This window comes from Micromonospora sp. NPDC007230, from assembly GCF_042869115.1.
GTDB lineage: Bacteria > Actinomycetota > Actinomycetes > Mycobacteriales > Micromonosporaceae > Micromonospora.
The window spans coordinates 25,699-39,038 of sequence record NZ_JBIAFE010000012.1 but is presented as its reverse complement, the minus strand read 5'-3'; the positions used below and the strand labels follow the sequence as shown (position 1 = coordinate 39,038).

Sequence of the window (13,340 nt, the reverse complement as noted above, 5' to 3'; positions counted from 1 at the left end):
GAGCGCTTCGCGGCTAGATCTGTGCATCGGCCACAGCCAGGCCGGAACTGACGAGGCGCTTCAAGAGCAATCTGGGTGGCAGTGACGCTGGGCGGACCCGGCCCGCCCGGGTTACGTTGGCCGCGTCCCAGACCGGTCTGGTCCCGCCGTGGCGGCTTGGAACAGCGCAGCTGTTGACCTGTAGTGGGCGGCCAGCTCCGCCGGGCCGCTGACTTCGAACGGCAGCTCGATGCCGCACCACCGCCAGCGGCGATCCTTCCAAGCGTTCAGGTTCGGCACAGCCACCTCGCCCTCGCCACGGTCCACGTAGGAAGGGCCCCGGACCACGCCCGTTTGCTCCTGGTTAACCCGATTTGGCAGCTCCCGTTGACGACCACGCCGGTGTCATCAACAGGGCGCCGCGCACCCGCTGGGCCCGCCACGTGAAGCTGGCCGACTTGGCCCGCAACAGCTGGGCGGGGAGGGGTCGCGAAGCGGCCACCGGCGGGCGGCGCGCTGCTCGCCCTGCACGGTCCAGAGGCCGTCGTGGCGGGCCTGCTGCACGACGCCGTTGAGGGTCAGCCGCGTCACTCACGCCCAGATGCACGCCGCCGTTCGTCCGGCGAGCGGGCGGCCCGAACGGCGAACCTCAAGTAATGCTCAAAAAGTTGACCTGGCCTTACACATTCTGATATTTCTATACATGAAAGGGGGTTAAAATATTCGGTTCTCGCAGTGATTGACCCTGCCCGGAATTCGACACTCGTCGGAACTCCGAAAGAATCACCCTTGTCCGGGATTCGACACTCGTTCAGCACGGCGACAAGCACAAGGAGAATGTCCATGCGTACCTGGAAGAGGAGAGGTCTGCTACCCGCAGCTCTCCTTGCATTGGCCCTGCCCTTAAGCACCAGTCTCGTTCTGAATTCGACCGCCCTCGCGGCCCCGCGCATCACCACACCCGAGCAGTTCTTCGGCTTCCCACTCGGCACCGAAGGCAAGCTCGCCCGCTGGGACGACCTGGTCAAGTACTACAAGCTCGTCGCGGACAAATCCCAGAAGGTGCTTTACCAGGAGATCGGCAAGACGGCGACAGGACAGCCCTTCCCGCTCCTCACGGTCAGTTCGCCGGACAACCTCAAGAAACTCGACCGGATCAAGGAGAGCAACCAGCGACTGGCCGATCCGCGCGGCCTGACCGAGGCGGAGGCCAAGAAACTCGCCGCGCAGAGCAAGTCCATCTTCCTGCTGGAAGCCGCGATCCACTCAACCGAGGTGGGCACCGCACAGGCCATTCCGAACATTCTCCACCGGCTCGCCGACGAGAAGTCGACCACCGTTTCGGAAATCCTCGACAACGTGGTACTGCTCATCATTCCGGCACAAAGCCCAGACGGCACAAAATGGGTGGGCGACTACTTCAACAAAACCGCGGGAACGAACTACGCTCGCACCTATCCCGACCTCTACCAGAAATACACCGGGCACGACGACAACCGCGACTGGTTCATGATCACGCAGCCCGAGACGCAGATCAGCGTCGCCCTGCAGAACGAATGGAAGCCGCAGGTCGTCCAGAACCTGCACCAGATGGGCAACAGCCGGGGCCGGATCTTCATCCCGCCGTACCTGTCGCCGAACGACCCGAACATCGACCCCATCACCGTCCAGCAGACCAACTCCCTCGGCATGGAGATTTCACGGAGCCTGACCGCCGAGGGCAAGAAGGGCGTGCAGTGGGGCTCGACCTACGACTACTGGACGCCGTCGCGCCAGTACATGACCTACCACGGCGCACCGCGCATCCTCGTCGAGGCGGCGAGCGCACAGGACCTCGCCTACACCTACAAGAGCAGCAACGGTGGCCCGATCGGTCCGCAAGAGCCCGACACCAACTTCATCGAGCCGTACGACCAGTCCACCTGGACGCTGGCGCAAATCGTGGACTACCTCGACACGGCGGTCTTCGGCGCGCTGAGCAACGTCGCCAAGTACAAGACTGAGTGGCTCTACAACTTCTACCGCACCCAGCGCAACGCGGTGGACCCGAGCGCCGACAAGCCGTTCGCCTACGTGGTTCCGGCCCGTCAGCGGGATCCATTCGCCACGTACGAGCTGCTGAACACCCTGCAGACCGGCGATGTCGAGATCGAGCAGGCCACCTCCGCCTTCACAGCCAACGGCAAGCGGTACGAGGCCGGTTCCTGGGTCATCCGTTACGCACAGCCCTACGGCCGGTTCGCCAAGACCTTGCTGGAGGTGCAGCGCTACCCGGACCTGCGGGAGTACCCGGGCGGCCCGCCGCAGAGCCCGTACGACGTGACGGCGCAGACCCTGCCGATGCTCCTGGGCGTCCACGTCGACACCGTCGCGAAGCCCTTCACCGCCTCGACCACCCAGGTCAAGAAGGTGCAGCCAGCCAATCCGGCGTTCCCCGGCGACCCGGGAGGCAACGGCGCCTACCTGGTCAGCCCGGAGTCCTACGGCACGGCGATGATGATCGCCGCGCTGCAAAAGGCCGGTGCGGGAACCTTCCGTGCCAGCACTGAGTTCTCGGCCGGCGGACGTACCTACGCCCCGGGCACACTGATCGTCGAGCCGAGCAAGGCGGCGCAGACCGCCCTGCAGGATGTCTCCCGGAAGACCGGCATCCCTGTCTTCAGCGTCGGGCAGGCGCCGCAGGTGGCGGCGGAGCAGCTCAAGGACAACACCCGGGTCGGCCTCTTCCGGGGCATCAACAACATCCCGGGCGGCTGGATGAAGTGGCTCTTCGAGCAGTATGGCATCGGCTTCACCGAGGTCGTCGCCGCCGACTTCGCCGGCGACCTCAACGCGAAGTTCGACACGATCGTGCTGCCGGCGGGGATCAGCCGGACTGACATCGTCTCGGGCCTGAACCGGGACCGCTACCCGGCCGAGTGGTCCTGGGCGTACGGGGTTGGCGAGGCTGGCTGGGCCGAGCTGCGCAAGTTCGTCGAGGACGGCGGGACGCTGCTGGCGATCGGTGACTCGGTGGCGACCGCGCGCCAGCTAGCCTCGCTGCCGATCACTCCGGCGCTTCCCTCCGACGAGCACCAGTTCTTCTCGCCCGGCAGCATCCTCAGCCAGCGGTTCGACACCTCAGACCCGGTGGCCTGGGGAATGCGTCCGGACACGCCGGTGTGGTTCGGCGAGGGCGATCAGGCGTACAACGTCACCGGCGGCGACGTGGTCTCCTCGTTCCCCAAGTCCGGTGAGCAGTTGCAGAGCGGCTGGCTCATCGGCGGGGAGCACCTCAACGGCAAGGCCAACATCGTCAAACACCAGGTGGGCGAGGGTCTGATCGTGACGTTCGGTAGCGAGCCGACGTTCCGTACGTGGTCTCGTGACCCGAGCAAGCTGCTGTTCAACGCGATCTACCACGGCCCGTCCACCGCAGTGGACGCGGCGGCACTGCCGGGGGCACTCCGCGGCTAGCCGCGGCGTCGAACCAAGGCTCCGAACACCGAGGGGGTCGCGTCCCGCCGGACACGGCCTCCTCGCCGCCGAATGTCACTGCTGCCCGAATTCTTGGCGACTCGGGCCAATCTCCGACGGCGTGTACGCAGTTCAGAGTGGCATTCACCACTGCGTCCAACAGTATCGAGAAATGCCGGTGTAACGCCGACGAAAGCAGCGGCCCGCAAGATCCGAGGCACTTCCCCCCGCCCCCGACCTTTACGGAGGTTGCCTTGTCCCTCGACCAACGCCGGCTTCTGCCAGCCCGACGGATTGCCACCCTGACCGCCCCGGTCTTCACCGCCGCGCTGGCGGCAGCGGCCGTACTCGCCATCACATCGAGCGGCGCCGACGAGCCGGACGGCCCGCCTTCCGGCGCCGCCACCGGCGGTGTCATCGCCGCCACAGAAATCCAGAGCGTCGCCTACCAGACAGCGGTCGCCGAGGCCAAGACAAAGAAGCCCAAGGTGACCGTGATCGGCACCGGCGGCACGATCGCCGGCGTCGCCACCTCCCGGAGCAGCTTCACCAACTACCGAGCCGGCCAGATTCCGATCGACCGGATGGTCGCCCAACTCCAACCCGAGATCGGCGAGGTCGCCGAGGTGTCCACCGTGCAGTTCGGCAACAAGGGTTCCGGCGGCTACACCATCGCCGAGCTCCACGCCCTCACCCTCGCCGTGGAGCAGGCGCTGCAAACCTCCGACGCGGTGGTGGTCACCAGCGGGACGGACACCATGGAGGAGTTCGCGTACTGGCTGGACCTGACCGTGCAGAACCGTAAGCCGGTGGTGATGACGGGGGCGATGCGCCCGTGGGCGGCCGGCACGGTTGACGGGCCGCAGGTGATCGGCGCGGACGGCCCCGCGAACCTCTACAACTCGATCGTCCTGGCCGCCAGCCAGTCCACGTACTGCTACGGCACCGTGCTGATGCTCAACGACGAGTTCCACACGGCGCGGGACGTGACCAAGTCCAGCACCACCCGGATGGACACCTTCCAGACCCGTGAGCTGGGCGTACTCGGCTGGATCGACGGCTCGGAGATCAAGGTCGGCCGGGCGCCGTCCCGGGTCGCCGACTGCGATCAGAAGAACCGCTGGCTGACCCCGTTCAAGCTGAGCGACGTCAAGGTGGAGTCGCTGCCCCGGGTCGAGGTGGTCTACAACTACCAGCAGGCCGGCGGTGAGGCGATCACCGCGTTCGCCGACGCAGGGGTCAAGGGCATCGTGACCGCGGGTACGGGAGCCGGCGGCATCTCCTCTGCCCAGTCCGCCGCCCGGTCCGGGGCGATCGCCAAGGGCGTCTTCTTCGTCAGCACCAGCCGGGTCGGCTCCGGCTCGATCAGTGGCGGCAGCAGCACCGCCCCGATCTTCGACGGCGACGACCTGCTGCCGCAGAAGGCCCGACTGCTGCTAATGCTGAGCCTGGCGACCGCCCCCGGGGACGCGGTGAAGGTCCGCCAGCTGGTCGAATCGCTCGGCAACCCGGAGTGGAACACCGCTCCCCCCGGCAATCCGCAGAACTGACGGTCGGGGGCGGGCACAGCGCGGTGCCGGCCCCCATCTTGCGGCCGGCATCCACTGCACCGCGACGTAGCCCCGACCTGCGGTGCGGACAGGGCGGCTCAGAGCCGGTGATCCCACGGTGGCAGGCAGCCCGAGAAACGGGCACATCAGCCACACACTGCAACACGCCATCCAGCTGTCACCAGCGCCACACCGACATCCGCGGCTTACGGGTCGCCGTGCGGTGCCACAGCGGTCGACCCCACGCTGCACATCGGCGGGGACTGGTACCTGGCGCTGCCGCTGGACAACGGAAATCTGCTGATGACCGTCGGCGACGTCGGTCATGAACTCGACGCCGTCGAGACCATGATCGGGCTTCGCTACCCAGCGGAGGCGTACGCCGCCAAGGAACACCCACCAGCCTTGACATCTCCCGGCCCTGAAGGGGCCGGGATTCCCACGGTTGCCCGTGAGGTTTCCTGTTTCATTGCCGACTGCCTTTCCGGGAGGATTTTCCCTTGAGGTCTTACGTCAGCTCCGCAGGCGTTTTACCTCTCCGCCAGCCCGGCGGCGAGGATGTTCTTAGCGGCGTTGATGTCCCGGTCGTGCTCGACCCCGCAGCCCGGGCACGTCCAGGAGCGCACGTTGAGGGCGAGTGTGGTGTTGATCCGCCCGCACCCGGAGCAGGTTTTGGACGAGGGCAGCCACCGGTCGACGGGGATTACCTCACGCCCATACCAGGTGGCTTTGTACTCCAGCATGCTGCGGAACTGGCCCCAGCCTGCGTCGGAGATGACGCGGGCCAGGCGGCGGTTGCGGAGCATGTTGCGCACGCTGAGGTCTTCGATCACGACCGTTTGGGTCTCACGGACGAGTCGGGTGGTCAGCTTGTGCAGGTTGTCGCGCCGCCGGTCGGCGATACGGGCGTGGATGCGGGCCACGGTGAGCCGGGCCTTGGCCCGGTTGTTGGAGCCCTTCTGTTTGCGGGCCAGGTTCCGCTGCGCCTTGGCGAGCTTGCGCCGGTCGGCCTGCCCGTAACGCGGGTTGGCCACCTTTCCGTGCTCGTCGCTGATTCCGGGGATCGGGTGGGACAGGGTGAGCAGGCTGGTGATGCCCGCGTCCACACCGACCTCCGCCGCGACCGGCAGCAGTGGCTTCACCGTCGGGTCCTCGACCAGCAGGGATACGAACCAGCGACCGGCAGCGTCCCGAGACACGGTGACCGTGGAGGGTTCCGCCCCTTCGGGCAGGGGCCGCGACCACACGATGTCCAGCGGGGCGTTCATCTTCGCCAGGGTGAGCTGACCGTCACGCCACCGGAACGCGGAACGCGTGTACTCCGCCGACGCCCGCGACCTGCGCTTGGACTTGAACCTCGGATACCGGGACCGCTTGTCCCAGAACGCCACAAACCCCGCCTGCAGATGCCGCAGCGTCTGCTGCAACGGCACCGACGACACCTCATTCAGGAACGCCAACTCCTGCGTGCGTTTCCACTCGGTCAGCCAGGCCGAGGACTGCACATAGGTGGTGCGATGCCGATCCACTGCCCACGCCCGGGTCCGCGCCTCCAACGCCCGGTTGTACACCAGACGCACACACCCGAACGTCCGGGACAACTGCCCGGCCTGTTCAGGAGACGGGTAGAAGCGGTACTTGTACGCCCGCTTCACCACATCCCCCACGCCTCACATTTTACCGTCCATGTAAGACACTCATCGCAAGGGAGGGGGCGGCGTTTCCTCCCGGCCGTAAACCGCCGGGTTTCCACGCCGCAAATCCGATGATCCTGTCTCGACTCAACACACTGCTGCGCCGCACCGGCAATGCCACAACCGCCACCGCCGTCATCGCCACATACCAGCCAAGCAGCAGCCTCCTCGTCTGGGCGAACGCCGGGCATCCGCCGCCGCTGCTCGCCGTGGGTCAACGTGTGGAGCGCCTCCCCAACCCCGGGGCCCACTAGTGGGACTGTTCGCGGCACCGCAGTTCGCACAGCACTCCCAACAACTGTTGCCCGGAACCGAGTGGGACAGCCGAGGGATGCGTTTTCTGGTGACAACACAGAGGTCCCCTACGCCGGCAAGGACACGGTGGAGGCGACGCGCGGCCCGGGGGGTCTTCGACCACCCTTCTACCTGATCCGCGGCCTGGCGGCGGGTGGCGACTGGCCGGTCCCGCCCGACGCGTCGGCGCGGTTCCCGTCCCGCATGCTCGTGGACTACGTCCGCGTCTGCCAGTGACCGGCAGCGGGCCGGGCGGGCCGGCCCGGCACACCCGACACCGACTTGACAAGAAAGTTAACTAATAGGCAGTCTTCTATGAGAGAGCGCTCTCTTCCCCCGTCTCACGCCGGCCCCGCACCCGTCGGGCCCGGCTGGAAGGAGATCGATGAACAAGCTCCTCGGGCTGCTCGTCACCGGGGTCCTCGCCGCCGGCCTGGCCGCCCCACCCACCGCCGCGGTGGCGCAACCACCGCGAACCGCCAGCGCCGCCGACGCGACCGGTCTCGCCCCCGGCATGGCCGAGGCCATGCGCCGGGATCTCGGGCTCACCGACCGTGAGGTGGTCGCCCGGCTCCGGGTCGAGGCCGGGGCGGCGGTGATCGACCGGCGGCTGCGGGCCCGGCTGGGCGCGCGGTACGCCGGTGCCTGGCTGACCGACGGCCGTCGGCTGACCGTGGCGGTCACCGACCCGGCGGCGGCCACCGCCGTCCGCGCCGAAGGCGCCGAGCCCCGGCTGGTCACCCACAGCCTGACCACACTCGCCGCCGCGCGGGCCACCCTCGACCGGTACGCGGCGCGCCAACGGCCGGCCGCCGTGCGTGGCTGGTACGCCGACACCGTCGGCAACTCCGTCGTCGTGCTGGTTCAGCCGGGCCACACGGCGGCGGCCGCGTCCTTCGTGGCGGCCAGCGGAGCACCCCGCACCCTGGTCCGCTACGTGACCGAGGCGGACGTGCCCCGACCCGTGTACGACATCCGCGGCGGCGACCAGTTCGTGATCAACGGAAACGTGCTCTGCTCGGTGGGCTTCGCCGTAGCGGGCGGATTCGTCACCGCCGGGCACTGCGGCGGCACCGGCAGTTCCACCCTCGGCTACAACAACGTGGCCCAGGGCACCTTCGCCGGCTCGTCTTTTCCCGGCAACGACTACGCCTGGGTACGCACGAACAGCAACTGGACCCCGCGCCCGTGGGTCAACAACTACGCAGGCGGCAACGCGCCGGTGGCCGGCTCGCGGGACGCGGTGATCGGCAGCTCGGTGTGTCGCTCGGGCCGGACCACGGGCTGGAGGTGCGGCACGATCCTCGGCCGGGACGAGACCGTCAACTACGCCCAGGGCGCGGTCTACGGGCTGACCCGCAGCAACGCCTGCGCCGAGCCGGGCGACTCCGGCGGCTCCTGGCTCTCCGGCGACCAGGCCCAGGGCGTCACCTCCGGCGGCACCGGCAACTGCACGACCGGCGGCACCATGTGGTTCCAGCCGGTCAACGAGATCCTCGGCGTCTACGGGCTGTCGCTGACCACGACCGGCGGCGGGGCGCGGATCATCAGCAACTGGAACAACAGGTGCATCGACGTGCCGTTCTCCAACTTCTCCGACGGCGTGCCGTTGCAGACCTGGACCTGCAACGGCACCCTGGCGCAGAGCTGGACGTTCACCGGCGGCACGCTGCGTACCCAGAACAACCTGTGCATGGACGTCGCCTGGGGCTCGCGGGACAACGGCGCGGTCATCCAGATCGCCACCTGCAGCGGCAACCCGGCCCAGCAGTTCGTCCTCTCCGCCGCCGGTGATCTGGTCAATCCGCAGGCCAACAAGTGCGTCGACATCAAGGACTGGAACAACTCCGACGGTGCCCGCCTGCAGCTCTGGGACTGCGCGGGCACGGCCAACCAGAAGTGGCGCACCGGCTGACACCGGGTCGCGGACCGGGCGCGGCGGCGATCGCCGCCGGTCCGGCCGCGATCGTGCCCGCCGGCCTCCGCAGGCGAGCGGAACCCTCCGCCATCTGCCGCAACCCGAGTCGATCACTCCGAGACCGCTCTGTCCCGTCCCCGTTTCCCCGAGGTGGTATTCATGAGTCTCCGAAGAAAGCTGCTAGCCGTCGCGTCCGCCCTGCTCGCCGGCCTCGCCGGCACCGTCGCCGCCACCCCGGCACGCGCGGTCGGTCCGACGCTGCTGCCCGTCACCGTCACCAACACCACCGGCCGCGCGGACCCGGTCTACCTGTACGTCATCGGCACCCAGCTGGCCACCGGCCGGCTCGGCTACGTCACCTCCGGCGGCACGTTCGTGCCATGGACCGGCGGCCAGATTCCGCCGTCGCCGGCACCCGACGCCTCGATCCCGGGTCCCGGCAACGGCGGCAGCGCCACCATTCAGTTCCCACGGGGCTTCTCCGGGCGGGTCTACTTCGCCCTCGGGCAGAAGCTGAAGTTCTTCCTCACCCCGGACGGGCTGGTGCAGCCCGCCCCGTGGGCCGCCGGCGACGCCAACCGGGACATCCTCTTCGACTGGAGCGAGTTCACCTACAACGATGCCGGGCTGTGGCTGAACAGCTCCCAGGTGGACATGTTCGCGGTGCCGCATGCGGTTACCGTGACCGGCGCCAACGGCGCCACCAAGCGGACCGGCGACCCGGTGGCCAACGGACGCAACGCCGTCATCGACGGGATCCGCGCCCAGCCGGGCTGGGCCAACACCGTGTACACCCGGTCGGACGGGACCGTGCTCCGCGTCCTGGCCCCCGGCAAGGCCGCCGGCGCCGGCCTACTCAACGCCACCTACCTCGACTCCTATATCGCCGCCGCGTGGAACGCATACACCACGAAGACCCTGACCGTGGTGCCCTTCGCCGACCAGCCGAGCATCCGGTACTACGGGCGGACCTCGGGTAGCACCATGACCTTCACCAACGGCAGCGGTCAGGTCGTCGCCTCCTTCAACCGGCCATCCTCGGCGAGCGTCTGGGGCTGCGACGGCGACCTGCCCGCGCCGAACGACCAGGTGGTCGGGCCGATCTCGCGTACGCTCTGCGCCGCGCTGAACCGGGGCACGCTCGGCACGATCGACACCCAGCCCAGCAGCAACGCCGCCGACTTCTACCGCAGCAACCCGACCAACCAGTACGCCCGGCTGATCCACGCCAACATGGCCGACGGCAAGGCGTACGCGTTCGCCTTCGACGACGTCGGCGGCTTCGAGTCCCTGGTCCACGACGGCGACCCCCGCGCGGCCGGGCTGATCCTGAGCCCGTTCGCCGGCGGCAGCCCCGGCGCCGGGGTTGCCGTGGTGAGCAACTGGAACAACAAGTGCATCGACGTGCCGAGTTCGAACTTCGTCGACCGCGCCCAGCTGCAGATGTGGCCCTGCAACGGCACCAACGCGCAGAAGTGGACGTTCACCGGCACGGCCCTGCAGAGCCAGAACAACAAGTGCATGGACGTCGACGCCGGGTCCACCGCCAACGGCGCGGTCGTCCAGCTCTACACCTGCAACGGCACCGGCGCCCAGCAGTTCACCCTCAACGCGGCCGGGGACTTGGTCAACCTCCAGGCCAACAAGTGTGTCGACATCAAGGACTGGAACGGCAGCGACGGCGCGAAGCTCCAGATCTGGGACTGCGCGGGCACGGCCAACCAGAAGTGGCACAAGGTCTGACACCCCGACGGCCACCACCGCCGGCGGCCGGCCGGGTCCGGTAGGGACCCGGCCGGCGGCGCAGGTGTTCAGCAGCGGGGCACGTTTGGGACGTAGCCGGTGTTTCCGGTGTAGACGTAGGCGTCGGACACGTAGCGGTTGGGGCCGATCCGGTTCCAGATGCTGCTCGTGCCGTACGTCCCGGTCACCCTGGTGCCGACCGCCTGGCAGTAGATCGAGACGGTACCTTGACACCGAGCCAGATCTTGCCGACCCGGGCGGCCCTGCGCTCCGCTGGCGTGTCATTGGCGCGCCAGAAGGCCGACGCCTGCCGGATCGCAGTCCTTCCCCGTGCCACGGATCGAGCGACATGGAGAAGGACCGCGTCTTGGGTTACTTCGTCCACGCCTCGATACGTGCTTGAGCGGCACCCTTCAGGTCATCCCTGGCCGTCGCCGAGACCTGGCTGTCCATGTCGGGATTGTCAAGATGTTGCAGGAAGTTCCGCAGTTGCTTGGCCGCTTGGTCTTTCGAGCCCTTGGCCAGATGATGACTCGCACTGCTCAGGGTGTTTGACAGTTGGGGCACCAGCGGACCACGGACCTCCCCCGCTGACACATAGAAGTCCAGCATCTGGTAAACGGCGGCTGTGCCGTTGCCACCGTCAGTTCGAGTAATCTCGATCGAGCGATAAACGGACTCCATGATGGACGGCCCTACCGGCCCGAGCACCCTGATTTGTCCACGGTCCCCGATGATGCCATCGAACTTGTACTGGTACCTTCCCTCCGGCGATTTATCTCCGACGAGGGTGGCGCTAAGGGATCCAATGACCTCACCGTCAGGGGCGTACAGGCGGATCTTGGCGTCTGGGTCGGCTACATCCGTAAATGCCGTTCCCGACAACCTGCCGTCGACGTACGTGAGGTCAGTGAATCCCGAGACCTCGCTCCGATCCTTCGTGTACTTCAACGAGGCTTTCACGGCATCGAGGAACCCGCTGACCTGCTCGTAAGGGGGTTCCGGAAGATCACGCGGGTATCCCGGCTCATCCCGGGCCCACAGCAACTCCAAGGGAATGTAGCCGCGGTAGTCGCTGTATCGCACGTCCGTGAACAGCTTGTTCAGATCCATCGTGGTATCCGTCTCAGCTCCCCCCGGCCGCTTCTTCACCTGGAAGTTGTTTGAGTACGGAAGGACCTCGGCAACGTCGGCGTACCAGTCATAATTTAGGCCGGTTGTGTAGCGGAACGGCCGGAAATAGCCGGTGTCATTCACGATGCCAATGTTGTCGTGGTCGACCCACTTCAGGAGTTGAATGGTCTGGCCTGCCGTCGCGGTCATATCCCCATGGTTCTGGAGACCGATCTGGACCCCCTTAGCAGCGCCGTACTCCGCCAACTGTCGCAGCGCAGGGACGACGCGCTCTCGGGTGACGGTCTCCCACCCGAGCCGGTTGATGTCTGTCGGCACCGGTCCAGAGAAAACGCGGATGACCGGAGCGCCCATCTCGGCCGCGACGTCGATCCAGTACTTGCCCCGTTCGACATCGAGCGCGCGCCGGTCAGCGCTAGGGTTGGCGAAGTCGTTCTGGTAACCAGTGCCGCTGATCTCGATGCCCAACTCCTTGGTCAGGTCCCGGATCTGTCGGGCGAATGCCTTGATCTCACCGTCCGGCAACGTTGGCATCGTGGTGTTGCTGTACCCAGGAATGTAGTAGGCCGTGACGTCGACCGCATCGAATCCTGCCTCGGCCGCCCACCGAATCGCCGCCAGCGTGTCGAGCTGCGGTGTGTCCTGTCGGTTGTTCAACCACGCGTTGATGTTGACATTGAAGCTGTAGAGGTTGAGGCTGACCTTGTAGTCGCCTCTGAAGTATTCACGATCGCGGTACCTGACGCTATCGGATCCGCCAATCCGACCGCAGTACTGGGCGCAGAGTTCCGGAGTGTTGGGCGGAGCGGGATCCTCAGGATTGCCGGTACCGTCATCACCGATCACCCTGATCCTGAACTGCTGGAAGAAGATGTGGTTCCGATAGACTTCGAGCGCCGATTCCACCGGGACGTAGATGGTCAAGCCGGTCACATAAAGGAACCAGTTCCCCTGACCCAAAAGTACGGGCGGTTCCTCACCAAGTGTCAGCGACGACATCGACACAGCGTTGTAGAAGGCCCGGTTGTCGATCGACCTCAACTGTGGCAGGTACGCGCTCTTTAGCGCCGCATTGTTGTTGAACGCGAGCCCGTTCAGTATTGTCACATTCGGCATCTCGACGGTGACGAGCGTGGCAACATCGTAGAACGCCCTCGACCCGATCACGGTGGTGTTGTCCAGCCTCACATGCCTGAGCGAGGTGTTGCCGCTGAACGCGCTCGTCGGCACCTGGGAGCCAACGAAGTCCGCCGTCCCACCGACCGTGAGATCGGTGAGCCCCGTGAGACTCTGGTTGATGAATCGGCTGTCGGTGCTGTTCAGTCCGCCGCCGTTGATTACCAGGCCATAAACATCGGCGTAGGCGACGCCAGCCGCGTCGATCGCGGCCTGCAGCCCGCCGCCAGCGTCCGAGACGCTCAGCGTCAACGTGCCCGTTTCGGCGACCGGCTCGGCTTGAGCGATGGCCGGAACAGCCAGGGACAGCAAGCCTGCGGCGGCCAAGCAGGTGAGAACTTTCCTGAGGCGTTTCATCGCGTCCTACCTCCGTGAAAGCGCTTTCCGGCGCCGGGT

At 66.9% G+C, this 13,340-nt stretch carries 8 protein-coding genes; 6 read left to right on the top strand and 2 right to left on the bottom strand.

The window, feature by feature from the left end; all coding sequences use genetic code 11:
* Positions 1–822: 822 nt before the first annotated feature.
* From ACFYML_RS18520 to ACFYML_RS18510, 3 genes are all read left to right on the top strand, one after another.
* A complete protein-coding gene (locus ACFYML_RS18520; RefSeq protein WP_387421758.1) occupies positions 823–3,435 on the top strand; it encodes a M14 family zinc carboxypeptidase in 2,613 nt (870 codons plus the stop codon).
* A 254-nt stretch (positions 3,436–3,689) separates the two neighbouring features.
* Positions 3,690–4,985 carry an asparaginase gene (locus ACFYML_RS18515; RefSeq protein ID WP_387421757.1) on the top strand — a complete coding sequence of 432 codons (1,296 nt, stop codon included), beginning with the start codon at positions 3,690–3,692 and terminating at the stop codon, positions 4,983–4,985.
* A 303-nt stretch (positions 4,986–5,288) separates the two neighbouring features.
* A complete protein-coding gene (locus ACFYML_RS18510; RefSeq protein WP_387421756.1) occupies positions 5,289–5,489 on the top strand; it encodes a hypothetical protein in 201 nt (66 codons plus the stop codon).
* Between the two features lie 26 nt (positions 5,490–5,515).
* Here ACFYML_RS18510 and ACFYML_RS18505 read toward each other — a convergent pair whose 3' ends face one another.
* Positions 5,516–6,652 carry an RNA-guided endonuclease InsQ/TnpB family protein gene (locus tag ACFYML_RS18505; protein WP_387421755.1) on the bottom strand — a complete coding sequence of 379 codons (1,137 nt, stop codon included), beginning with the start codon at positions 6,650–6,652 and terminating at the stop codon, positions 5,516–5,518.
* A 98-nt stretch (positions 6,653–6,750) separates the two neighbouring features.
* Here ACFYML_RS18505 and ACFYML_RS18500 point away from each other — a divergent pair, with 98 nt between their 5' ends.
* The 3 genes from ACFYML_RS18500 (at position 6,751) to ACFYML_RS18490 (ending at position 10,634) form a co-directional block, all read left to right on the top strand.
* Positions 6,751–6,933, top strand: coding sequence for a SpoIIE family protein phosphatase (locus ACFYML_RS18500; protein ID WP_387421754.1), 183 nt, complete (start codon positions 6,751–6,753; stop codon positions 6,931–6,933).
* Between the two features lie 425 nt (positions 6,934–7,358).
* Positions 7,359–8,888: a ricin-type beta-trefoil lectin domain protein gene (locus tag ACFYML_RS18495; RefSeq protein ID WP_387421753.1), complete on the top strand. Its 1,530-nt coding sequence runs from the start codon at positions 7,359–7,361 to the stop codon at positions 8,886–8,888.
* 162 nt (positions 8,889–9,050) lie between these two features.
* Positions 9,051–10,634: a beta-1,3-glucanase family protein gene (locus ACFYML_RS18490; protein WP_387421752.1), complete on the top strand. Its 1,584-nt coding sequence runs from the start codon at positions 9,051–9,053 to the stop codon at positions 10,632–10,634.
* 372 nt (positions 10,635–11,006) lie between these two features.
* On the opposite strand, the gene ACFYML_RS18485 is transcribed toward ACFYML_RS18490, so the two are convergent.
* Positions 11,007–13,301, bottom strand: a complete 2,295-nt coding sequence (locus ACFYML_RS18485) for a TIM barrel protein (RefSeq protein WP_387421751.1) — start codon at positions 13,299–13,301, stop codon at positions 11,007–11,009.
* Positions 13,302–13,340: the final 39 nt, after the last annotated feature.

Excerpts from the sequence above, each read along its gene's own strand:
- ACFYML_RS18520 (WP_387421758.1), top strand. The coding sequence starts at position 823 with ATGCGTACCTGGAAGAGGAGAGGTCTGCTACCCGCAGCTCTCCTTGCA.
- ACFYML_RS18510 (WP_387421756.1), top strand. The coding sequence starts at position 5,289 with ATGACCGTCGGCGACGTCGGTCATGAACTCGACGCCGTCGAGACCATG.
- ACFYML_RS18500 (WP_387421754.1), top strand. The coding sequence starts at position 6,751 with ATGATCCTGTCTCGACTCAACACACTGCTGCGCCGCACCGGCAATGCC.
- ACFYML_RS18495 (WP_387421753.1), top strand. The coding sequence starts at position 7,359 with ATGAACAAGCTCCTCGGGCTGCTCGTCACCGGGGTCCTCGCCGCCGGC.
- ACFYML_RS18490 (WP_387421752.1), top strand. The coding sequence starts at position 9,051 with ATGAGTCTCCGAAGAAAGCTGCTAGCCGTCGCGTCCGCCCTGCTCGCC.
- ACFYML_RS18485 (WP_387421751.1), bottom strand. The coding sequence starts at position 13,301 with ATGAAACGCCTCAGGAAAGTTCTCACCTGCTTGGCCGCCGCAGGCTTG.